The sequence below is a fragment of the Rhizobium leguminosarum genome, assembly GCF_010668065.1.
GTDB classification, from domain to species: Bacteria; Pseudomonadota; Alphaproteobacteria; order Rhizobiales; family Rhizobiaceae; genus Rhizobium; species Rhizobium leguminosarum_S.
Genome location: NZ_WUEN01000007.1, coordinates 189,524 through 212,044, shown reverse-complemented (window position 1 = coordinate 212,044; position 22,521 = coordinate 189,524). Strand labels below are relative to the sequence as shown.

The 22,521-nt window shown below is 57.6% G+C and carries 20 protein-coding genes and 2 pseudogenes; 8 read left to right on the top strand and 14 right to left on the bottom strand.

What is annotated here, in order from left to right; genetic code table 11:
• Window positions 1-78: 78 nt before the first annotated feature.
• Window positions 79-549: a dUTP diphosphatase gene (gene dut / locus GR198_RS20700; protein ID WP_164069507.1), complete on the top strand. Its 471-nt coding sequence runs from the start codon at window positions 79-81 to the stop codon at window positions 547-549.
• Entirely contained in the window at window positions 549-1,448 is a 900-nt protein-coding gene (locus GR198_RS20695) for a GNAT family N-acetyltransferase (RefSeq protein WP_164069506.1), read from the top strand. Before dut ends, GR198_RS20695 begins: the two co-directional genes overlap by 1 nt.
• 74 nt (window positions 1,449-1,522) lie before the next feature.
• Here the strand turns inward: GR198_RS20695 and GR198_RS20690 are convergent, their stop codons facing one another.
• A complete protein-coding gene (locus GR198_RS20690) occupies window positions 1,523-1,987 on the bottom strand; it encodes an Lrp/AsnC family transcriptional regulator (RefSeq protein ID WP_012759850.1) in 465 nt (154 codons plus the stop codon).
• A gap of 99 nt (window positions 1,988-2,086) precedes the next feature.
• Here GR198_RS20690 and GR198_RS20685 point away from each other — a divergent pair, with 99 nt between their 5' ends.
• Complete coding sequence (locus tag GR198_RS20685; RefSeq protein WP_204337183.1) at window positions 2,087-3,001, top strand: DMT family transporter; 915 nt, start codon at window positions 2,087-2,089, stop codon at window positions 2,999-3,001.
• 38 nt (window positions 3,002-3,039) lie between these two features.
• Here the strand turns inward: GR198_RS20685 and GR198_RS20680 are convergent, their stop codons facing one another.
• Window positions 3,040-3,558 carry a Dps family protein gene (locus GR198_RS20680; RefSeq protein WP_164055304.1) on the bottom strand — a complete coding sequence of 173 codons (519 nt, stop codon included), beginning with the start codon at window positions 3,556-3,558 and terminating at the stop codon, window positions 3,040-3,042.
• A gap of 232 nt (window positions 3,559-3,790) precedes the next feature.
• Here GR198_RS20680 and GR198_RS20675 point away from each other — a divergent pair, with 232 nt between their 5' ends.
• Both GR198_RS20675 and cysK read left to right on the top strand, forming a co-directional pair.
• Window positions 3,791-4,408, top strand: coding sequence for a LysE family translocator (locus tag GR198_RS20675; protein WP_164069504.1), 618 nt, complete (start codon window positions 3,791-3,793; stop codon window positions 4,406-4,408).
• Between the two features lie 145 nt (window positions 4,409-4,553).
• Window positions 4,554-5,516: a cysteine synthase A gene (gene cysK, locus GR198_RS20670; protein ID WP_113546513.1), complete on the top strand. Its 963-nt coding sequence runs from the start codon at window positions 4,554-4,556 to the stop codon at window positions 5,514-5,516.
• Window positions 5,517-5,686: 170 nt separating this feature from the next.
• On the opposite strand, the gene GR198_RS20665 is transcribed toward cysK, so the two are convergent.
• The 4 genes and pseudogenes from GR198_RS20665 to GR198_RS20650 form a co-directional block, all read right to left on the bottom strand.
• On the bottom strand, window positions 5,687-5,881 hold the full coding sequence (locus tag GR198_RS20665; protein ID WP_164069503.1) for a hypothetical protein: 195 nt from the start codon (window positions 5,879-5,881) through the stop codon (window positions 5,687-5,689).
• 316 nt (window positions 5,882-6,197) lie between these two features.
• A complete protein-coding gene (locus GR198_RS20660) occupies window positions 6,198-6,905 on the bottom strand; it encodes a DUF5343 domain-containing protein (RefSeq protein WP_164069502.1) in 708 nt (235 codons plus the stop codon).
• A 681-nt stretch (window positions 6,906-7,586) separates the two neighbouring features.
• A pseudogene (locus GR198_RS20655) lies at window positions 7,587-9,032 on the bottom strand (YifB family Mg chelatase-like AAA ATPase); the annotation flags it as partial.
• A 539-nt stretch (window positions 9,033-9,571) separates the two neighbouring features.
• The gene (locus GR198_RS20650; RefSeq protein ID WP_164069501.1) at window positions 9,572-10,054 is read right to left on the bottom strand and encodes a hypothetical protein; all 483 of its coding nucleotides are present in this window, start codon (window positions 10,052-10,054) and stop codon (window positions 9,572-9,574) included.
• Between the two features lie 432 nt (window positions 10,055-10,486).
• Here GR198_RS20650 and GR198_RS20645 point away from each other — a divergent pair.
• Window positions 10,487-10,759: pseudogene (locus tag GR198_RS20645) on the top strand (ATP-dependent DNA ligase); the annotation flags it as partial.
• A 218-nt stretch (window positions 10,760-10,977) separates the two neighbouring features.
• Window positions 10,978-11,748 carry a hypothetical protein gene (locus GR198_RS20640; protein WP_164069500.1) on the top strand — a complete coding sequence of 257 codons (771 nt, stop codon included), beginning with the start codon at window positions 10,978-10,980 and terminating at the stop codon, window positions 11,746-11,748.
• Window positions 11,749-11,809: 61 nt separating this feature from the next.
• On the opposite strand, the gene GR198_RS20635 is transcribed toward GR198_RS20640, so the two are convergent.
• The 8 genes from GR198_RS20635 to GR198_RS20600 form a co-directional block, all read right to left on the bottom strand.
• Window positions 11,810-13,717, bottom strand: coding sequence for a caspase family protein (locus GR198_RS20635; RefSeq protein WP_164069499.1), 1,908 nt, complete (start codon window positions 13,715-13,717; stop codon window positions 11,810-11,812).
• Window positions 13,680-15,530 carry a C1 family peptidase gene (locus GR198_RS20630; protein ID WP_246711119.1) on the bottom strand — a complete coding sequence of 617 codons (1,851 nt, stop codon included), beginning with the start codon at window positions 15,528-15,530 and terminating at the stop codon, window positions 13,680-13,682. Before GR198_RS20630 ends, GR198_RS20635 begins: the two co-directional genes overlap by 38 nt.
• A 368-nt stretch (window positions 15,531-15,898) precedes the next feature.
• Complete coding sequence (locus GR198_RS20625) at window positions 15,899-16,579, bottom strand: hypothetical protein (RefSeq protein ID WP_164069497.1); 681 nt, start codon at window positions 16,577-16,579, stop codon at window positions 15,899-15,901.
• A gap of 853 nt (window positions 16,580-17,432) precedes the next feature.
• A complete protein-coding gene (locus tag GR198_RS20620; protein ID WP_164069496.1) occupies window positions 17,433-18,329 on the bottom strand; it encodes a hypothetical protein in 897 nt (298 codons plus the stop codon).
• Between the two features lie 949 nt (window positions 18,330-19,278).
• Complete coding sequence (locus GR198_RS20615; protein ID WP_164069544.1) at window positions 19,279-20,049, bottom strand: SOS response-associated peptidase family protein; 771 nt, start codon at window positions 20,047-20,049, stop codon at window positions 19,279-19,281.
• A 322-nt stretch (window positions 20,050-20,371) separates the two neighbouring features.
• Complete coding sequence (locus GR198_RS20610; RefSeq protein ID WP_164069495.1) at window positions 20,372-20,692, bottom strand: hypothetical protein; 321 nt, start codon at window positions 20,690-20,692, stop codon at window positions 20,372-20,374.
• 2 nt (window positions 20,693-20,694) lie between these two features.
• Window positions 20,695-20,913: a hypothetical protein gene (locus GR198_RS20605; RefSeq protein ID WP_164069494.1), complete on the bottom strand. Its 219-nt coding sequence runs from the start codon at window positions 20,911-20,913 to the stop codon at window positions 20,695-20,697.
• Window positions 20,895-21,326: a hypothetical protein gene (locus GR198_RS20600; RefSeq protein WP_164069493.1), complete on the bottom strand. Its 432-nt coding sequence runs from the start codon at window positions 21,324-21,326 to the stop codon at window positions 20,895-20,897. Before GR198_RS20600 ends, GR198_RS20605 begins: the two co-directional genes overlap by 19 nt.
• Window positions 21,327-21,460: 134 nt before the next feature.
• Here GR198_RS20600 and ligD point away from each other — a divergent pair, with 134 nt between their 5' ends.
• Entirely contained in the window at window positions 21,461-22,495 is a 1,035-nt protein-coding gene (ligD, locus tag GR198_RS20595; protein ID WP_164069492.1) for a non-homologous end-joining DNA ligase, read from the top strand.
• Window positions 22,496-22,521: the final 26 nt, after the last annotated feature.

Sequence of the window (22,521 nt, the reverse complement as noted above, 5' to 3'; positions counted from 1 at the left end):
GTGGAATTGCCGCGTATCTAGCGATTAAAGCCCGGCAATGCAATTGACCTCGGGCCTTCGGGCGCAAAGTAATGGGCCATGACCATTCATCACGATACGCGCCCGACGCTGAACCTCATCCGCTTAGCCAATGGCGAAGGCCTCGATCTGCCCGCCTATGAAAGCAAGGGAGCAGCCGGCATGGACCTGCGCGCTGCCGTCGACGAGGCAGCACCACTGACACTTCTGCCCGGCAAGCGGGCGCTGGTGCCGACCGGCTTCATCTTCGAGATCCCCGAAGGTTTCGAGGGACAGGTGCGGCCGCGGTCCGGCCTTGCCTTCAAAAACGGCATCACCTGCCTGAATTCACCGGGCACCGTCGACAGCGACTATCGCGGCGAGGTGAAGGTGCTGCTCATCAATCTCGGCGAGGAAGCCTTCGTCATTTCGCGCGGCATGCGCATCGCCCAGATGGTGATCGCGCCGGTAACCCAGGCGCGGGTGTCGGAGATCACCGCGGCCAGCGAAACGATGCGCGGCGCAGGCGGCTTCGGCTCCACCGGCGTCTGATGGCAGAGCGCCTCGACAGCGCTGGCCTGACCTTCCGGCAGGACTATTTCGGCGACACCGCCGGCTGGGCGGCGCTAGTCTGTCTGCTCAGGGATATTTTCGGCATCGATATCGGACCGCTGCAACAGCTCGGCGGACCCGACCCCACCAGCATGCCCTTCGGCTGGTTTGATGCCGAAGGCGAGCTTGCGGCCAATATTTCGGCCTTTGCGCTGCCCTTCGTCCTCAATGGCAGGATCGTCAATGCCGCCGGGCTGCAATCCGGCGCCGTGCGGCCAGCATGGCGCGGCCGCGGGCTCTATCGCGACGTCACGGTGAAAGCGCTCGACTGGTGCGATCGACAGGGTTTTGAAGCCGTCATCCTCTATACCGACAAGCCGTCGCTCTACGAAGCCTATGGGTTTCACGCGATACCGCTGCACCGATATGAGGGAGCGGCGGCCGTCCCTTCGTCCTTCGCCGCCCGCGCCCGGCCGCTTTTGCCGACGAATGCGGATGATCTTGCGCTGCTGCAATCGCTGCTGAAGGCACGAAGCCCGGTTTCGACGTCGCTGGCGGTCACGGTCAATGCGGCGATGTTTCTGATCAACACCCAGCTCGATCCCGATATCCGCATCAGCTTTCTGGCAGAGCGGCAGGCGGCCATCGCCTGGAAGATGGATGAGGCGGGCCGCTTCAGCCTCCTCGACGTCGTGGCGGCTGAGATACCGCCGCTCGCCGCGATCCTCGGCGGACTGGAAATCACCCCCGCCTCCGTCGAGGCGCTTTTCCGTCCCGACAAGCTCGGCTGGGAGGGCGCTCCACAACAATTGGAAGGCGGCACGAGGCTGATGCTGCGCGGGCTCGGCGATGCCACCCTGGATTTTCCGGCGATGTTGTCGCCGATGGCGGAATTCTAGAGCAGTTCCAGCAAAAGTGCGCAGCGGCTTTGCGTCCGGAATGCGCAAAAACAAAAAGGCGTTTCGCCGCCCCTCTATTTCCGGCGGGAAAGCGGCGGCAGGCGGCGTTTGACGGGCGAGGCTTTGATCATCGCGGTGTTGGTCTCCGCCCTTTCGGCGACCCGGTCGAGGATGCCGTCGAGGTCGGCCATCGAGCGGATGACCAGGCGGGCGATAAAACAATCATCACCCGTCACCTTGTCGCATTCGATGATTTCGGGAATTTCCTGGATGATCCGCTCGACGATGTGCAGCTGTCCCGGCAGCGGACGCACCCGCACAATCGCCTGCAGGGGATAACCGACGGCGGCGGGATCGAGATCGATGGTGAAGGCCTTGATGACGCCGCGCTCCTCCAGCCGGCGCAGGCGCTCGGCGGCACTCGGCGAGGACAGGCCGACCTGCTGGGCCAGTTCCTTCAGCGAGATCCGCGCATTGCCGGCCAGCGCTTCCAGAATGGCCTGATCGATTTCGTCGAGCGATTGCACATCATTAGCCACAGCGATATATTTTCCTCGTATGATTAGGCGATACCAGTCATTTTCCTTCTTATCCTTATATAAAATCGCCTTCCGCCGCAATATTCTTATGCCACCGAAATGGAGGCAATTATGGGTAGCGACATCAGACGAGGCACGGCGGAAATGACGGCAGCGATGCTGATCTCGGGGACGATCGGCTGGTTCGTCGTCATGTCGGGTCAGCCGGTCAGCGGCGTGGTCTTCTGGCGCTGCCTGTTCGGCGCGCTCACCTTGCTTGTCATCTGCGGCGCTCTCGGACTGCTGCGGCCCGGCATCATCACGCTGCGCGCCTTCGGCATCGCCATTTTCGGCGGTATCGCCATCGTCTTGAACTGGCTGCTGCTGTTTGCCTCCTATTCGCATGCGACGATCTCGATCGCGACGACTGTTTACAACACCCAGCCCTTCATGCTGCTGGTGCTCGGCGCGCTCTTCCTCGGCGAGAAGATCACCGCCACCAAGCTGTTCTGGCTGGCGCTCGCCTTCGCCGGCATGGTGGCGATCGTCCAGGCGAAACCCGGTGCGGGCGGTGATACATTCGACGGCTACGGCCTCGGCATCCTGATGGCGCTCGGTGCGGCGTTCTTCTACGCGCTCGCAGCCCTTGCCGCGAAATGGCTGAAAGGCACGCCGCCGCATCTGATCGCGCTCATCCAGGTCGCAACCGGCATGCTGATGCTGGCGCCGATGACGGACTTTTCCCATCCGCCGGGGGATGTCGGCGCCTGGGCGATCCTCGTAACCGTCGGCGTCGTCCATACCGGGCTGATGTATGTTCTGCTCTACGGCGCAATCCAGAGGCTGCCGACGCATCTCACCGGCGCTCTGTCCTTCATCTATCCGATCGCGGCGATCCTCGTCGATCGGCTCGCCTTCGGCCACGCGCTGCAGCCGATGCAGATCGCAGGCGCGGCGATCATTCTCCTTGCCGCCGCCGGCATGAATCTCGGCTGGGCGCCGCGGTGGCTGCGGCCGCGGGCGCTGGAGAGCTGAGAACCGGGCGGGCATGACACGCCCGGGAGATGCCGATATTATTTCTGTCCGCGCGTCGTTTCGAACAGGAACCAGGTACGGCGCTCGGCCTCGTCGATCCAGTTTTCGATCAGGCTGGCGCTTGCGACATCATTATGCTCGTCGCAGAGATCATGCACCTCGCGCAGCAGCGAAACGAGCTGAACGTTATCCTCGCGCAGTTCCGACAACATGTCCTCGGGCGTGACGAAATCCGCGTCATTGTCCAAAAGGCGCTGCTGACGAGCGATCTGGCCGATGGAGCGCAGCGTCGTGCCGCCGATCTTGCGGGCACGCTCGGCAATGTCGTCGGTCATGGCGAAGATCTGTTCCGCCTGTTCGTCGAGCAGCAGATGATAGTCGCGAAAATGCGGGCCGGACATGTGCCAATGGAAATTCTTGGTCTTCACATAAAGCGTAAAGACATCGGCGAGCAGCGCGGTCAGCGCCGCCGAAATATCGGTAATGGCGTTGGTCGACAGGCTGGACGGCGTCTTGAGTGGCGAAAGCCTGCGGGTTTCGGCTGGCGTATGGGACATTTAATCTCTCCTTGGTGATGAAAATCTCTAGCGCCACCGGCCGGGAAAACGCGGCGGGCCGCGCTGATCGCGCATTTGCAGAGAGAGAAATAGCAAGGCCGGGTCGCTTTCCAAGTGGATCATGGTCTAGCAAACCTATTCCTTATGGTTATGGACCGATCAGCGCCAAAGCATTGATGAGGAAGCGGCGCTTGCCTATAGATGGGCGGTGGCAGCCCTGAGGGTTAAGAAGATGAGCCTCACCGTCCTGATCACCTATGCCGGAGCGCTGTTCATCGCCGCGGCCATTCCGGGACCGGGGATCACCGCGATCGTCGCACGGGCGCTCGGCTCGAATTTCCGCGAGACCTTCTTCATGGGTCTCGGCCTGGTGCTCGGCGACATGACCTATCTCACGGCGGTCATTCTCGGCCTTGCCTTCGTGGCGCAAACCTTCACCGAGGTGTTCATCACAATCAAGATCGCCGGCGTCCTCTATCTCGGTTACATCGCCTGGAAACTCTGGACGGCGGGGCTGTTGCCGCAGGATATCGCGGCACCGAAATCCACCAATATCGGCCTATCCTTCCTCTCCGGCCTGCTGGTGACGCTCGGCAATCCGAAGACGATGCTCTTCTATGTCGCCCTGGTGCCGACGCTGATCGATATCGGCAATATCGGCTTGCGAGACTATGCGCTCCTGCTCACCACCACCTTCGTGGTGCTGATCGTCGTGCTCGTGCCCTATATGCTGCTTGCCTCGCGGGCTCGCACGATGCTGAAGCAGCCTCGCGCCTTGCAGGCGCTGAACCGGGTTGCCGCCGGCATCCTCGCCGGCACGGCCGCCTTCATCGCCACGAGGGCCGCCTGAAATAAACATTCGGCAAGAACCGGTTTTCAAAGGTTATTTTCTCCGAGGACCGCCTCCCCGGGATGAAGGCGGGCTGGCCTAGACCGGTCTTTGACCCTATTCTCCTCCTCGATTTCAAGGACAGGATTTCAAAGGGAGAGCACCCATGTCGCACAAGCCCGGCCGCGGCCGCATCTATTCCTCGATCACCGAGACCATTGGCGACACGCCACTCGTGCGCTTCGACAAGCTGGCGCGGGAAAAGGGCGTCGTGGCGAACCTGATCGGCAAGCTCGAATTCTTCAACCCGATCGCATCCGTGAAGGACCGTATCGGCGTCGCGATGATCGAGGGCCTCGAAGCGCAAGGCAAGATCACCCCCGGCAAGACGGTGCTGATCGAGCCGACCTCCGGCAACACAGGTATCGCGCTCGCCTTTGCCGCCGCCGCCAAGGGTTATCGGCTGATCCTCACAATGCCGGAAACGATGTCGGTCGAGCGCCGCAAGATGCTGGCGCTGCTCGGCGCCGAGCTGGTGCTGACCGAGGGACCGAAGGGCATGAAGGGCGCCATCGCCAAGGCCGAGGAACTGGCGTCCTCGCTTCCCGATGCCGTCATTCCGCAGCAGTTCGAAAACCCTGATAATCCCGAGATCCACCGCAAGACGACGGCCGAGGAAATCTGGAACGATACCGACGGCACGGTCGATATCGTCGTCTCCGGCATCGGCACCGGCGGCACGATCACCGGCGTCGGACAGGTGCTGAAGAGCCGTAAGCCCGAGATCCAGATCATCGCCGTCGAACCGGCCGATTCGCCGATCCTCTCCGGCGGCAACCCCGGCCCGCATAAGATCCAGGGCATCGGCGCCGGCTTCGCCCCGAAGATCCTCGATACCGGCATCTATGACGAGGTCGTCACCGTGTCCAACGACGAAGCCTTCGAACAGGCGCGCCTCGTCGCCCGGCTCGAAGGCGTGCCGGTCGGCATCTCCTCGGGTGCGGCACTGACGGCCGCAATCAAGGTCGGCGTCCGTCCCGAGAATGCCGGCAAGAACATCGTCATCATCATCCCCTCCTTCGCCGAGCGTTATCTGTCGACGGCGCTGTTTGAGGGGCTCGGGAGCTGAGGCGGGGCTCACCGGTCATTCATCTCAGCAGAATAGTGGGGGGTGCATTGAAATCCTGTGTGAAGCAGGATCTGATCGTAGAATACGGCTGGACCGAAGACCACGATCAGAGCGGACCATACAAACTCTGGAAACTGAGAGGGGCGACCGCAAGGCCGCCCCAATCGTGCTTATGCCACCGGGAAATCCGGCGGAAGCTGCTTGGCGGGAGGGATACCGGAGAACATGCGCCCCTTCATCACATCCGCGATGCGGCCGAAATTGAGGCCTGCATAGTATCCGGAAATCCACGAATAAGGAATCCGCATCATGCGGGCGAGCTTAATCACCGGAACCATATCCGGCGTTACCTTGCGGTCGTGCATTACCTTTCCTTTCTAGAAAGGTTGCGACCGGATAACGGTTGACGAGATTCCTGAAATGAATCATGGTCAAATCGTTGATGATGTCCGTTATGCGGTCATCGTTCTGGCCCGAAACCATTTTCGGACTAGGGTGGAGCCGAGGCATTCGCGCCCCGGTTCCTGTCGCCCTGACGGCGACTGCTGAACTAACCGGGTGTTGCAGACCCCGTTAGATCAGGAAGCGGTCGTTATATGGGTTCCATCGTATGCTCCTAACGAAGCCGCCGGCCCGATTCATTGTGGGCTGGCGGCTTCTTTCCGGGGTAGGCTGACGTTCTCATTCCTCGCTTTCCTCATCTCGGGTAACCGGAAAGCAGAAGTCGAGAACGGCTCCAAACGTATTGACGAATCTGTCCCGCTCCTGTTTTGACCAAGAGTTACCCCTGCTTGGCAAGCTCGCCAGAAGCCCAGCCAGTGCGGGCGGCAGGTCGCCACTGAGAGGCGTGCGGTCAGTCTTTTGTGGAGATTTTCCAAACTCCTCTTGCGTTTTGCGCTTCTGTTGTGTGGGTGTTTTTGCGGCGATTGGACGATTTGGTTTCCTGCTGCCCGTCTTGGGTTTCTCAGGCGTAATACCCGCGGCGGCGAACAGTCCCATAAACAGCGTTACCATCCGCGGCTGCTGACCGACTGGTTGATAACCACGGAAAGCATCACGAACCCGGACCTCGTCATCTTTTGCAGGATCTACATAGGAAAGAGCATCTGAATAGGCTTCGGTTAGCCACTCTCTCAGCCGAGTCTCAAATTCTGGCTCAGGCGCTAGGCGTAGGCCTTCAAGAATAGTCGATGGCCTGCCATCCTCACCAATGAGGTCTAGCGTCTGTAACGCCTGTAACGTGCGCGGGATGAGACTGCTCGAAACCCCGGCGCGAGCGAGCACGTCGGCGTCATAGCTCGGAAGACCCCGAGTACGGTGCCGCTGGATTAGCGCCAAGATCGCGGATGCGGGGGCATAAGGGGCCGGACGGTCGGCAGTAACAGGCATCACTGATTCTCCTGCGTTCTTGACTGGTACAGAAGTACCAGAACTGCAAAATCTGTCAATTCTTCGGTTCATGATCATCAGGTACAACTCTGTACTGTATTATCTATATGATATAAATGATGAATATCATACATCATACAATCATATCATAAACAGTGGCGACGCTCTGTTATGAACATGAAACTGGATAAATACCGGTTTGTGAAGACGGTGGTGGTGGATGGCTCGGAATTTCAGCGTCGAGGATGGTCGGTCGGCGTTGTCAGCTCTAATGAGGCGGAAACGGCTCCAGCACTCGGTAGAACGCTGGAGATGCCTGCTCCAACAGGACGGCGGCAACCCAGAAGGCCTCCGGTTGAAGAATGTTGCCTAAGCGCTGTGGCACTGCCACTAACCGCGGTTACAGAGCAGACTTAGGAGCGACTGCAACGACACCCATTATCATCGTTTATTTGGTACCGTATGCTTCATGACGGCAACTCTCACGCCATGCCATGTCGGCGGCGTAGGCGCTAAGATAGCAGCCAGCAGCTGTGGCCGCGCACGCAGTCCGCCGCCCACCAGAACGGCCAGTTGCCATATGACGATCGCCACGCGTCGCGCGGCTATGTCTATTTTAGCGCTTTGCGGCGTTACCGGTCATTCGTTTGCTAGAATACTGGGGCCTTCCGGCGCCCTTTCTCACGCCGCAGCCGTCAGCCTCTCCCCGGCGATGCGGTAGGAAATCGCTTCGGCGAGATGGATGCGGCCGACGGTCGGCTTGCCGTCGAGATCGGCCAGGGTGCGGGCGACCTTCAGCACGCGGTGGTAACCGCGGGCGGAGAATTTCATTTTTTCGGCGGCGTCGCGCAGCAGCTGCAGGCCGCTGGCATCGGGCTCGGCCAGTTTCTCGATCATCGCGGTGGAGCAGCGGGCATTGGTGCCTATGCCCTTTGCGCCGGTGCTTTCGAAGCGCTCCTGCTGGATCTCGCGGGCGCGGGCGACACGGCGGGCGACGTCGGCGCTGGTTTCGGCCGTCATCGGCCGGATCAGATCGGCGGCGGAGACGGCCGGCACATCGATGCGGATATCGATGCGATCCATCAGCGGACCGGAGATGCGGGCCTGGTAATCGCTCATGCAGCGCGGGCCGCGGGCGCAGGTATGGCCAGGCTCTCCCGCCATGCCGCAGCGGCAGGGGTTCATCGCCGCGATCAGCTGGAATTTGGCCGGATAGGAAACGCGGTGATTGGCACGGGCAATGACGCATTCGCCGCCTTCGAGCGGCTGACGCAGCGCATCCAGCGCCTGCGGCGTGAATTCGGGAAACTCGTCGAGAAAGAGCACGCCGTGATGGGCAAGCGAAGCTTCGCCCGGACGGGCGCGTATCCCGCCGCCGACGAGAGCTGCCATGGTGGCGGAATGGTGCGGGGTGCGGAAGGGCCGGCGATCGGAAAGCTTGCCGCCGGAGAGTTGGCCGGCGATGGAATGCACCATCGACACTTCCAGCAGCTCGGCGGCCGAAAGCGGCGGCAGGATCGACGGCAGCCTGGCCGCCAGCATCGACTTGCCGGAGCCCGGAGGACCGACCATCAGAAGGTTATGACCGCCGGCGGCTGCGACCTCCAGCGCCCGCTTGGCGCTTTCCTGGCCCTTGATCTCGGCAAGGTCCGGCAGGTTTGCGGCATTGGCGCGGATCGACGCTTCCGGCCGGGACAGGACCTGCGTGCCGCGGAAATGATTGGCAAGGGCGATCAGGCTGCGGGGTGCGAGGATATCGACGTCCGAACCTGCCCAGGCGGCTTCGGCGCCGCTTTCGGCCGGGCAGATCAGCCCCTTGCCGAGCGCATTGGCGCCGATCGCAGCCGGCAACGCGCCGGATATGGCGGCGATCGTTCCATCGAGGTTGAGCTCGCCGACGACGACAAAATCCGACAGCGCATCGGCGGGAATGGCGCCGAGGGCGGCCATCAGGGCGAGCGCGATCGGCAGATCGAAATGCGAGCCTTCCTTCGGCAGGTCGGCAGGCGCCAGATTGACCGTCACGCGCTTGGCCGGCAGCGCCAGGCCGGAGGCGTGGAGGGCCGCCTGCACGCGCTCGCGGCTTTCGGCAACCGCCTTGTCAGGCAAGCCGACGATCTGCATTGTGAGGTGGATTATTTGATAAGTGTGAGGAAGGCCCGATCCGCGATGACCCGGACTTCGGCGGCACAGTGCAGCTCGCCTGGAACGAATCAGCTTGGGGCCCAAAAGGGGAACTGGTAGAGTTTTTACAGCTGCGCTGAGCATGCGCAGCCTGATAGACGATGATAGAATTCACTCATCAGGAGTTCCCGTGAATGTAATCTGTCCCTTAACCCAACCTCTACCCCTGCAGGTGCAGATGCCAAGTACGCAGGTCTCCCCCAGTGGCGTGGCAGTAGCAGTCACTTTGAAACATCTAGGGCTTGTACGCTGCGCCTCAATGCGACTGCGGCCATTTTGAGAGCTGTACGTGGGTGCGCCTTCCTGCAGGTGCCATCCTTTCGGAGCGCAGACACTTTTAGAACTAACGACGGTGTCCCTGCAGTTACTGGTTGTTGCTTCTATCTGAACGATCTGAGTATCATTCTGAGCATAGCCCATAGGGCTTGCGAAAAGCCCCACCAATACAGAAACCGCAACTTTCTTGAAATGCTGAGCCATGTTTATTTGACCTCCAAGCTAAAGGGAGGCAGCATTTTCGGAGTTGGGTCAGAACTTTTTGGAAAGGGATTCGCAGGCGAATGCGGCGTCACTTGAGCGATGGCTCCGATCGCCGAATCCGGCGCTCGCAGCCGAGCAGAGTCCCAGATCGCAAAGAGTGGTGGGGTCGCGAAGATACAGACAACTACAACTTGAATCATCAGGGCGGCAATGGACTTAACGTTTACCTTCTCTAGTCCTCCAAGGACAATGAAGCCACACATAGCAAACACCGTGACGGCACAATAACCCCAGCCTATGTGAATCTCAGCGAACCTGTACGAATTGGTGCTAGACGGAATCGAAAGCAAAAAAGTCACCGCACCAATGATGCTGAAGCCATTCCTGCCAACAAGCCTGTAGAGATCGGGGTTATGTTCTGTGGGAGGCCGCACAGCAGGCGAAGGCATCGTTGTTGTGCTACCACCATCGGTTCCCGCCGACATAGTATCCTCCTATAGAGTTAAAATGTCATCGAACGGAATGCATCCATAGGTTATACTATAGATGTCAGCGCCACGGCAAAGCAATTCGTTCACAATCGGAATGGCCGGGACTGACTGAACAGGTTGTCCGGCACGAAGCCGAACCGATGCCGATAGGAATGAATAACGATAGCCTGACGGTTCACACTGGCGATCCGTTACAGTCGCCGTGACCTTGAGCTTGCAAAGGGAAATCGGTGATCAGCAGCGGTTCAATCGACAAGGTCACCAGCGCCCTCCAAGCGAGCCAACTGCATTGTTCGCAAGGTCGTTTCGACTCCAGGACGCGCGCCCTTTCCTCAGGCACGCCCACCATGCGCGTACTCCAGGCCCTTGGCTTTGCGTGGTCGCGGCCTTCAATATAAACATGACCCTCTGTAATGGCCCCATAAACGGATTCTCACGCGGGGAGGCAATGACTGGACGCACCGGTTTCCGGCCATAGAGCAGGCCGCCCCAGCGCTCGGGCCGGCAACGATGATCATTGATGGCGAGGCCGTCGTGCTCGACGCAGAGGGTCGGCCGGATTTCGGGCTACTGCAGCAATCGCTGGGCGCATCCGGCCAACAAGCTGCTAACCGTGCTTCCGACGCCGTCCTTTACGCTTTCGATCTTGTTTATTTGGAAGGGCACGTTCTACGCGGTGTCGAATACCGATCCATGAGAAGGCCATGCCCGTCCAGTTGATGACAAAGGAAGAGACCGACACCTGGATGCGGGCGCCCTGGGATGAAGCCAAGGAGCTGGCCCGCCCGGTTGACCTGAATCGTCGAAGAAGGGAATTCCACTCGACTCTAACGGGTATAGGTATCAAAGTGCTAATGTGAGCCAGAGAGGCGTTAATTCCTGGATTCTCCTTTCTGGCGTCTTTCTCGGAGGGGATCATGCCTGAAGAAGTCAGTAAACTATCTGAGGTACTCGACCACAACTTGAAGCATACTCTCGAAGGACAGACGTCGTACGGCGGGGACGAGTATTTTCTCGTGGCCCAGGACGGCGATGAAGAAAGCGCGCTGTCGCTGGTAAAACTGTCCGGCGGAAAGCCTATGTTGATCACTGCTGAGGTTCTCCCAGGCGATCCTGGACTTCGCTCGGTGCCAAAGGAAGTGCTGCAATCACTGTTGCCCCAAGTGGACTTCGCGGTTCCTAGGGAGGGGCCAGAACCTGCGGTCGCTGAAGGTTCGCGGTGGACAAAGGAAGAGCTCTCGTCACTCACTTTTGAAAAAGCTAGGGCGAAGGTCGGTTCCGGAGACATGAACTCTCGCGACAACTCTCCGCCAGCCACCAACCACGGCCGTCTTGCCTGTGCATGGGCCGTAAACAAGATAATCTCGATGGCCCTGGGAAAGCCAGTTGGGGGAGGCCTCGCAACGGCGGCCATGTACGAAGTGCTGAAGGTTAAAGACATCCTGTTCGACGAAGTCCAACTCGTGCCGGGGTTGGTGATCATTTCACCCACAACAGGCAGCAATATCGGACATGTGGGGATAACCGGGCAAGACGACAAAATCTATTCGAACAGTTCGTCCGCAGGGATGTGGGAGCAAAACAGAACGCTGAGAACGTGGAGCGACTACTACCACGTCAGAAAGGGCCTTCCGATACTTTTCTACCAGCTCAATCCAAACAGATTTCCGAAAGCGCTCACGTCCTGATATTTGTGCCTCCATCTAGTGTTTGCGCCAGGAATGCTGAACGCGCTCCCGGCGTTTCAACTTAAATCGCCAGCGGCGTCTGCGCGTCGAATACCGGGTTAGGGGAACCGATTGTCCAGTAATTCGGCGACTGGGTTTCCGGGAGTCGTTTCATGATGGCCTTGTGGAACGTGGCATAATCCTTGGTGAACCTACCGTGGTCCCACGCCGCTATCAGCGCTGCGGTGAAGGCACCGTTCCCAATCCCGTCAAGGGACACCTGGTTGTCCTGGCAGCCAGAGATGAGCTTCACCGTACAGGATAGAGGCTGCTCTTTGGAGCGTGCTGCGCTTTGTTTCTCCAATGTTTTCGTACTGCTCCCGAGCGAAGTGTAGAAGTCCCGGTTTTTGCGGAATGTGCGGCTCGCGACGTTCAACGGCATGGCTTTGGCTTTTGCAACCGGTTCAGGGACCGGAAACGTCGTACCCCTCAACTCGGGCACGATGGCGCGGATGACAGTGCCGCTGTGGCAACTATCGGAAAGGACAAGGACGCGAACGCCAGTTTTGAATTTAGACCAGAGCACGTACAACTCGTCATCGAGTAACTGGCCATTGAAGAGACACCAGGTCTCGTCAACCCCGTCATCTTCGTCACGATTGAAATCCGGAGCCTGCCCGCCGTGTCCCGAATACGATAGGAAGAAGATATCGCCTTCGCCGAGCACGTCGGCGGCGCTGGAAATGCTTGCGATAACAGCCTCTCGGGTTGCTTCGGCGGAAAGCATCAAGGTCGATTTGTATCCCAGCGCGTCGGCGATTTCCTGCATGTCCTGCGCGTCGAACTCGCAAGCTGAGAGTTGCCCGTCCCAGCCTTGGTAATGATCCGTGCTGACCGTGTTCAAACCGATGTGTAGCGACAGTGCTTGAGGGCCGCCTTCTACACTCGCGCTGGGTTGCTTGAGCGCCGAACTGACCGTCGTGGCCTCTGCAACTACCTTCGTGGATCTGGCGGCAGGCGCTTTCGAGGTCTTGCCGTCGACCGATTTCGGTTTGGGCTTCAACTTTTCAATGACACCGGCGAACCTGTCGGCCACTTTCTTGTACCCGGCGTCTGTCGGATGAAGTTCGTCGAACCACTCGGACTTTCCAAGGGTATCCCTGCAATCGATGTAATGCATTCGCGCCGATGTTTTGGAGAGCAGCAGAAGCCTTTCATTGAAGCGGTCGATCATGACACGGGCGATCGACGCCTGTAGATCGCGGTCGACGATTCCGCGGGATTTCATCGGTTCCCCCAACCACGGCCCGTCGTTAGGGATAGTGTAGTCATAGCCGTGGCAGAGGATATCCACCTTCGGGAAGCCCTTAGCGACTTCGCGCACCAGCTTCGAATACAGGCCGATAGCCTCGTCCAATACGGTGTTGAAGGTCGATTTGAGGTGCGCTGCAGCCGATAGTCCGGGATCGTATTCCCGTAGATGTGCGGCGAGGTTGCCGCCAGCGACGACGTCGTTTCCACCGCCGCTGAAAAGAAAGATGGAAGCACCCGTGTCGGTTAGCGCCTTCAGATATTCCTTTTGCTGAAGCATGTTCGACAGTGTGTCACCCGCTGCGTCGAGACTGTAGACCGCGTATTTTGGAAGCAGTTGATCAACTACGTCTTCGAGACGAAAAGGGTATTGGAACCAGCTATCGCCCTCGGAAACCACGATGGGACCGTGGTAGTTGCCCTCGCGGATGCGGCTGTTGAACGCAAATTGGCGTCTTGCTCGCGCGATCCAGTTCGCGCTATTCAAAAGCGAAGCGCTCTTTTGTTGACCTTCGGTAGTCTGAGGGATTTCTACGGTTTCAGGGTTTATCGCCAGGACCGGGTTGAACGGTTTCGAACGAGTTTCATTGACGATGAAATATGGCTTCAGCTCCGAGTCCGGTTTTGTCGTGTCAGCGAGCTTAGCGTTTAGTTCTTCGAGCGTAATCTTTCTTGCCATTGTCTTCCCCTCCTGGTGTCAATGTTGAATTTATTGCTTGGAAAATATTCTCCATGAGCTTCGTCTTGGAATGCAGGTCCTGCTGACGTATTGGTCCGGTTTTCGGGTTGCCGACGTTGATGTCCGATCGCGCGATCCATCGATTGGGTCCGGAAAATGCATCAGGATCAATTTTGGTAACGGTGGCGGCCGATTTTCCGAGGAAGTTCGGCTTGGGCGACATGCGTGATACGAACGAATTCTCGATCAGGCTGAGGATCGGTTTCGTATAGGCCCCCACGCAAAGCCTGCCCTCGTCTTTGGTGGAGGGGACATGCAGCCGGACTAGGCCGGGCTTTTGGCCGGCTCGTTCGAGCAGGTCTGAGAACACTGTTTCAAAGGCACGGACGTCGATGACCGGGGTGATAAGATCCAGGCTCGAAATTCGGGACACCAATTTTCGGTAGAGCTTTGGATCGGCTTGCGCCGTAGATTTTACGAGCTCGGAAAGGACCAGGACACCAGCTCCGTCGCACACGCAGTGAATGCTATATCCACTCAGCGAAAGGATATCTTCGACCAGCGAGAATACGGGGCCGTGCGGCCTCGAAGATTTCATAGCTGCGTTTTCGACGTCTCGCCAGAAAGCGCGCCCGACGCCATGAGTCCGCAATTCGATGAGGAGGTTCAGGTCGTCTCCGCGCTTCTGTACTTGTGCTTCTGAATCCAGGAATATCTGGGCAAGGACTCGGTCGGACTCTTCGACGGTGTCGGCACACCAACTGACTGTAATCGGGTAAAGCCCGTGCGACTTGGCAATTGTCTTGTCTTTGGCTACCTGATCTGCCACGACGTTTATTCCGTTGATGCTGCCTGCGAAGTTGAGGAATATGCCACGGTATCCTTCGGCTGGGAGCGACGTCGTAGCTTCCCGCCACAGAGGCGCGATCGGGCGGCTTGGGTACTTTTGATCACGGCGAAGATACCTTATTGTCTCCGCCATAGTATCAAGGGAGGTCGGGTAGGGTGCCCGGTTGAAGGTTTCCCCATCGTCGAGATGAAGGAGGTGGCCAGTGAGTTCGTGAGCGGGCGTGCTTCTCACAGGGAAATTCGTTGCGGCGAAGTAAATGCCTTGCTCGCCGATGGATAGTGGAAAAACCGTGGGCGCTGGAACGCCTAACCGCAACACCCAACCGTCCATGATCGTGTCCGCCCAGTCGTTGTAACTCCAGTGCGCGACCCCTTTGCATTTGTCGAAACCGCCCCAGGCCGAGCCCCAGGAGTTGAGAACGATGAACCCGGTGTCGTCGTATCCGACGATAACGAACGCGTGCGCCTCGGTGGTATCTCCCACAGGAACGATCTTACCTGAAGCCCGCCGAACGGCGTCTTTTTTCCAGCCTGCATGGATCCAGGCTGAAACAAGGATCGGGCCGACCTCGTTGATGGCCGAGTGATAATCGTTTAGCGACGGTCGAAGCCTGAAGTACGTGCCAAGGCAGATTTCGCGGGCAGCTTTCGATCGTTCCACATTGAACTTCTCGTCGATTTGCAAAGGCTCATACGGCCATACAGAGTCTGGACAAACCCCATTGTGGTAAAACCCTTTGATTACGTCCCTTAGCGAAACACCGCGATCCGGCCTGTCGGAGTGGCGCTCCGCCATTACCGAGAGCATTCTGGCACTCACTGGTCTCAGGTCTGTCGCCGACTCTGCTTTAAAGGTTTTCTGTAAGTCGATTACGGCAGCCAGAGCTTGGGAGGCGCAAGACCCTTCCTCACCTTGATCTCTGGGAAGGCATCGCAAAACGCTTGGGTCGCGAAGAAGAGCCATGACAAAGTCAGACGGTGTTACCCTTGGAAGTAGGGGGCGCAGGGACGGGGTGTAGATTGCATCTCGAAGATCGGGAATGTCGGATTTGACAGCAGATTTGTTAGCTTTCATTGGCGACCACCAGTCCACATCGAGCCGTGCCGGACACCAGCTTGCGTAGCGAATCGGAGGCCATCGGAGCTGCTGAATGATTTTCGGCAGGCCCGTGTGCGTCGGTCAATCACCTCATTGTAGCCCACCATCTCACGCATCAATCGCCCGTGACCGTTTCGCGATTCGAAGTGAAGGCGCGAACGTTTTCTCTGTATTGTTCCGCTGCAACTCCCGACCTGTTGTCCATCCGAATTGCTTTCAGCAGATCAACCCGGTCAACCTTTCACAGACTTCAAGGTGGCGACTGTTGTGCTCAGCGCGCTGCTGATGTCTTTTGCAATCGGGGCAAGGGGTGTCGCCAGGAGGCCAATCAGGAGCGCCAGTAAGAAGTCGGAGCCAGCAGGGACACCTTTTTGGATGACGATGACGCCGGCGATGGACAGTGTGACCGAGATGACCGCGGCCAGCAGTTTTGACGCGTTGCGATACAATTGATCCGCCCGTTCAAATCCGGCATCCATGCGTGCGTCAAGGATGGCGTCGAAGCGACCGAGCGTATTGGCCTCCTGCTCCGAGAGATCACTACCGGAGTTGATCTTGGTGGCTGCGGCGCCGAAGACAGCTGCATCGACGCCGGGTGCGGCGCGAGCCAAATCTGCTGCGGTCGCGGCTGTGATGCCAAGCCGTACGAGCGACTTCGCCATTGCTTTTTGTTCGGCTTTAGCAATGCCATTCAGCCAGTTTGCCTTCAACGGCTGGAGCGGATCGGCCGGGTTGATAACATTCAGCGCCGGAAGAAAGCCTTTGACAGCAGTGCTCAGATGGCCGAATCCTGCGTTCGAAATACCGCCCTTGGAGGCTTTGGTCGAATCGACAAGTCCAAAGGATGTCGTCCCTATCGCGCTGGCGGCGGCCAATATATTCCCGACGTCTCCAAGCGTTCCGGTAATATCCACTGCCATCCTCCCTTTGGCGCGAATAACCTCCTGCCTCACTTCAGAAGCCATACTTCACAGTGCGTCTTTGCTAAAAAGGTACCGTCTATTAAATAAAGATTATGGGATACGGCAATATTTCATCGAGCGACGAATTATAGGTGCCGCTATATACTCTTCCGTCAATCACTATGATTTTTTCAATACACGATAAGGTTGCGCGGCGCAAGTATGATTACTAATAAAATCACAAATATTTTGGAGGCCACTGCGAAATTCGAATGCAAGGACGTGGAAATATTCAACAACACTTTTAGTCCGTGTAACCCGTCACCAATCCCGTCTGATTAACAGGATTCTACTTTTCTGATTTTGGTTGCCACTCGACTATTAGTACTCAATGAGCGGTCAAAAGCAAGATTCTGTGGCGCATACCAGCGCAAGCGATGCGTGCGTTTTTCACCAACATCCGCCAATAGCGAACCCTACAAAGTGTATGAGTCAAACTCGCCGGCTAAGATACATTCTGCATTATGAGGTGGATTAAAAGAACTTTTGTAAGGGGGGTCGGCGGTAGCGTTCGCACCGACAAGAGTGTTGGCTTTCAGTATGCGGGCGGCGTATGAGTCCAACAGCGCTTAGCGCCTCGATTTATTTCAAAGGCAAAGAGAAGTCCGTTGAACTTAAGGTTTTTTGTCAGCGCGCAGGACGGCTTGAATGCTTATTTGCTGAGGCCGCCTGCTTGAAGAAGGCCACGCATTGCGCGCAAACGTCTGGACTTTCTTCTCGCTCGTGACGACAGCTTCGCGGATCACCTGCATTTTTATTCTCATCTAAACGCTCGTCGCCGCCCGGTGGCATTCCAGCTATTTCATCAACCCCTCCCCTTGTCCGGGTTGATGTCGATACCTTCCAGCGTCCTTGGAACTAGGCGTTCCGAAAAGCCGCCCACAAATGACCAGACAAGGAGTTTCATCACATCAATGTCCGTCGGATTATTAAGGCTTGGAAAGAGCGGTCCAATGATGAACTGGCCTCGTAGTAGAATTTGGATAATGAGCGCGCCAAATATGCCTACAACAATTCTCAACATGATCCACCGCACTAGATAGGCGCCCTTTAGCGCTTCGTAGTCCAACAACTCGCTGCTATTTTGGAAAGCAATTAGACGGCTGAACAGCGCACCTGCCGAACCAAATGCAATCGGCGCATACAGCCAGCTGAATATCTTGCTACTGAGTAGCGGGCCATAGCCGTTTTGTTCGTGGAAGAGGCGATATAGCAGAACCGGCACGAGCAGTGTCGCCAAGACAACCAGGGAAATAACTAGCAATCGCGTTCCAGCGTCATACCTCTCGAAGCGGTCAACTCTCCGTTTAACAAAAGATCGATTGATATCTCCGACGAGGGCGGAGAGCAGTTTTCGCTTGTCTTGTGTAGAGTTGTTGACTGCATTTTTGAAATTTTCAGCAGATGGAAGTTTCAGAGTCTCAGCTTCCGACAATCGCCGAACAAATTCAGCGCTTACTGTGGGGTCAGGAAGTGCATGAATGAGAATCTGTTCCGCTTCGAATACCTCTGCCCATGAGGGGTCGGGTCGTCTCAGAATTTCTATCGCAGCAGCAATCTGTGTTGGGGCTTCATTTCCGAGGGAGACAGTAATCTCATTCACATGAGCACGAAGCCTACCTAGGCAAACTTTGCGAAGTATTACGGGGGCGCATTCGCGGCGGTATTGGATGCCTGCGTTAATCCAATCAATGAGTTTCATGTCATCCCCTCCATTCTATAGCATTGGATAAGGTTCGACGCCTAGGGAAGCTTCTGCATTGGAAAACCATCTCCTAGTTGTTCATCCACCTCTGAATAATTGTAGCACATTGCTCGCACTCTGCCTTCATCGCCTACGCATAATGCGCGTTGGTTGGAGAGAGGTTCGCAGCGACGCCCTACTGCTGGTGAATGATAGCCACAATCAATCGGATGGATATTGGTCGAATCGGATTTAGTACATAGCAGAAGCTACCCGCTGAGGTCGCGTTGCTTCTGCTTCTTCGCTGGCCTACTTAACGCTCAAAAAAGGAACGGCCCATACGATGGGCCGCCTACCCGTATTCCTAGGCCTTTGAAGGTGAGGTTCACTATGACCGACTTCAATGCTGCAATCGTTCTCACCCGGCCATATGTTGGTTCGCGGACCAGCAACCCATATCGTGCAGAAGTCTGCCAATGGCATTGTGTCAGCTGGCCGGTCATGTGGAAGTGTCGTCAGAGTTGAAAGAGGAACCATCGTAACCAGCGACGAAATATTTCGTCACTTTACATTTCCCGATCGCCGCACGCGTTGTTTCGACAGCACCGTCGAAGGCCTGTTTAGCGGACTCGCGGCTCGGAAATTCTCCCACCAGGGTCGTGTTCGGAAGCCTGTACCACGTAGACGTCGCCGGAGCATATATCCAAACACTCCATCCGAAAGCATCCGCGTGTTTCAATAGTTCCGAGTGAGGGTCGGGGTAGGTGTCTTCAAGATCATAGCTAATGACGAAACGTGGCATTGAAGTTCCTTTCTGGTTGCATCAGAAGGAGGCCACATGCGCTTGAGTCGTGGAAGTGGTTTTGCGAACCTCGCATCGTAAAAATGAGTGCGAGGCGAGCGTTGTCCACCTTCCTTGAGCAGACGCGCAGATAAGCAATCCAGCTATCATTGAGTTCAATCGTCCCTATAGCAACGTCGTTTGCGCCGGTTCCCCGCCCGTGCTGATGATGCTTGCGCCATAGGCCTCGCGCGAAATAACCTTGATAGCGTCGTTCGGTACCGGGCGAACGAGTGCCTTTGCCTCTTCCCAAGGGGCGCGCATCCACACGTCGACTTCCTCCTGCGTCAGCAGCAGGACAGGCATCGCCTTTCCGTGGATCGGCTTGACGATGTCGTTGGGATCGGTGGTCAAGAAGGCGTAGAGGTCGTCGGTCGTGAGGCCGTCCTTGATCTTTCTGACACTCGTCCATTGCGGCACCCATATGCCCGCGAAAAACATCAGCGGCTTGCTTTCGTCGCGCGCGAACCATGCGTTCGGCGTGCTGCCGCCATCCATTTTGCTGTCGGGATCCGGCTCGGCGAAGCTGTTTATCGGTACGATGCATCTGTTCTCGACACCAAACCATTGCTTCCAGTGCTTGAAATTAAGATTCCGGATGTTGGTGACGCCCTTATCGGGCTCCATCCGCATGAGTGTGTCCATGTCGACAGGCTTGCCTTTCTGTCGCAATTTATCAGCTCGTTTTTCGACTGCTTCCCCGATTACCTTAGGCGGCGAAGGCACACCCCATCTCGCATGAGCGAGCTGCCTGCGGCCGTCAGCAGTGTTGCGGACAATTGGCCCCACCTGGTCAGGGTTCATCTGGTAGGCAGGCATCAAGTTGATCAACCTCTCGGCATCTTGTGCCCACTTGTTGACCCAATCCTTCGCGTCCATGCGATAGAGATTGCACACATCGCCCTCCCTTGGCGTCCACGTACCTTTTCGGCTGACTTCGTCCGTGTCGATAAATTGACCGTTCCACCGATGCCTGAATTGCTGTGCAGCTTCGTGGCTGCTGAAGCAAAAGACAAGATATTGATCCCATTCGATCGAAGCAGAATAGGACTTCGAAGCTTGGTCAAGAGCAAGCGCAGAGGTGAGAATTTCACCCCTTTCACGAGAGGTGTAAGCAGATTCGCCGCTCTGATAGTTGCCCCACCAGATTATGACATGGTGCGGCAGGTGGCGGTCTAGCCGCCAGCGCGCAAGCGGATTCTCACGTCGAGATGCCATGTTATAAAACCCCGTCCTCCCATATCGGCTTCTTGACCGTGGCAACCTTGACTAAGCGGCGCACCGTGAGCTGGCCGGTTTCAGATCCCCAAAGTTGGAGCACTTTCAGACTCATGTAATCTCCCCGGTCGCAGCGCTCGCAATGGAAGCGAGATGCCAGCCGATCGAGGCTGACATTCGTCGTCAGCTGCAGCAGGTCGCGTGGAAAGAAACGGTAGGTTCTTCTGCAGGACTGGCACGTAATTTCCAGCAATTGGCCAGCGTCCCCCGCGTCGCGCAGACTCCATCCACGCAGCTTCTTGGCTTCATTCATTTCCGGCATTGTCAGTCTCGATCGTAACTCGGGCGCCAGCCGCGGGCCATGCCTCGGCTCATGACGCCTTCTGCCAACGCCAACTGCCGGCGAAGGTGACGGATGTCGTCGAGCAGAGTGCCGATCGCGGCGCGGGCGTTATCCTCATGCCAGGCGAGAACGGCTTCGATCTCCCCCTCGGGCGGCAACTCATCAACGGAAAATGCCTCTTTCACGACAGATGCACCCATCGCAAATCTCCGTAGTCCTGAAGAATGGCGAGGTAGCGGGCAAGCGCCAACTCGAAATCCGGCGCAGATCGAAATCTAATCGGGTCGGTCCAAACGTCCCGCAGCACCGGTTGCTTCAGGCCATCGTCATCAACCCATCCAGCGATATCCGTTTCCATGCTGGCAACGCCAACCGCATCACCCGCCATAGCATCGAGCGCGATCACAATGAGCGCACGCCGAAGCGTGTCTGGATCGAGAATATGAACGACGAAGAACCGAACGTCTCTACTGCCAGCAACAGCTTTCACGAGCGCGGGGACAGCTCTTTCTTTGCTGATCTCGCGCGCTTGGCCGCAATAGAACTCGGCATCTTCAAGAAGGTCGGTGTACCAGTGAAGGAGCACAGCTTCGCCGTTCGGCTGCTCGCGCATATCCGTTCTCCATAGCCTCGGTTTTTAGAATGGCGGCCGCCGCGCCGATGTTCTTATTATGTTCGCATCCGGATGCGAGTCAATAATCAATCTAGGCGAATTGCTTTTTAAGGTGTTGCTGATGAAATTGGGGCATGACAAAGCCTTCCAAGCCGCTGCTGCGCGATGATGCGCCTATCCGCAGCAGACCTCGCCGGCAACGCGATCCCGCTCAGCCCAATCTTCCGTTAGATCCCATGCCGGCCCGTATCGAGCCGTGCCTTGCGCTTCTGAGGGCAAAGCCGCCGAAGGGCGACGATTGGGCTTATGAGATCAAATGGGATGGCTATCGCCTGGCCGTTCATATCGAGCCGACGGGCATTCGCATCCTGACGCGCAGCGGCCTAGACTGGACACACCGCTTCCCGGCAATCAAACAAGCGGCCATGTGGCTTCCCGTTGGCACGGCAATCCTCGACGGCGAGGCCGTGGTTCTCGACGAGCAGGGCCGGTCGGATTTCGGCCTGCTGCAACAATCGCTTGGCGGCCGGGGCGGCAAGAAGATGTCAAGCGACGCCATCTTCATGGCCTTCGATCTGCTGTATTTCGACGGTCACGACCTCAGGAATTCCGAACTCGACATGCGTCGGCATCTGCTCGAGGATTTGGTGCCGGCCGGCGGAGAAGGCGATATTCGACTCTCGGAGGAGATCGAGACCGATGGCGATCAGCTACTGGCAAGCGCCTGCGAGCACAATCTGGAAGGCATCATAGCAAAGCGGCGGAACGCGCCCTATAGCTCCGGCCGCCTTGGCGATTGGGTGAAGATCAAATGCGTCCAGAGCGAAAGCTTTGTGATCGTCGGGTATGAGCGATCCACAGTCGCGCGTGCCGGGATCGGTCGGCTTCTGCTCGCCGCGCGCAAGGGCAAGAAGCTGGTCTATGTCGGCGGGGTAGGGACGGGCTTCAATGAACGATCGGCCGCCGAGCTCCGGGAGCAAATGGACAAGCTGATCATCAGCAAACCCGCTGTCGATACCGGAAGGAAGCGGAATGCCGTCTTCGTCCGGCCGGAGCTTGTTGCCGAGATCGAGTATCGGGCCTGGACCCATGACGGCAAACTCAGGCATGCGTCCTATAAGGGGCTGCGGGAGGTGCAGGATGAGGCGATGGTTTATGAGGTAGAATAATCCGCCAGCGCCGCTACGGCCCGCAA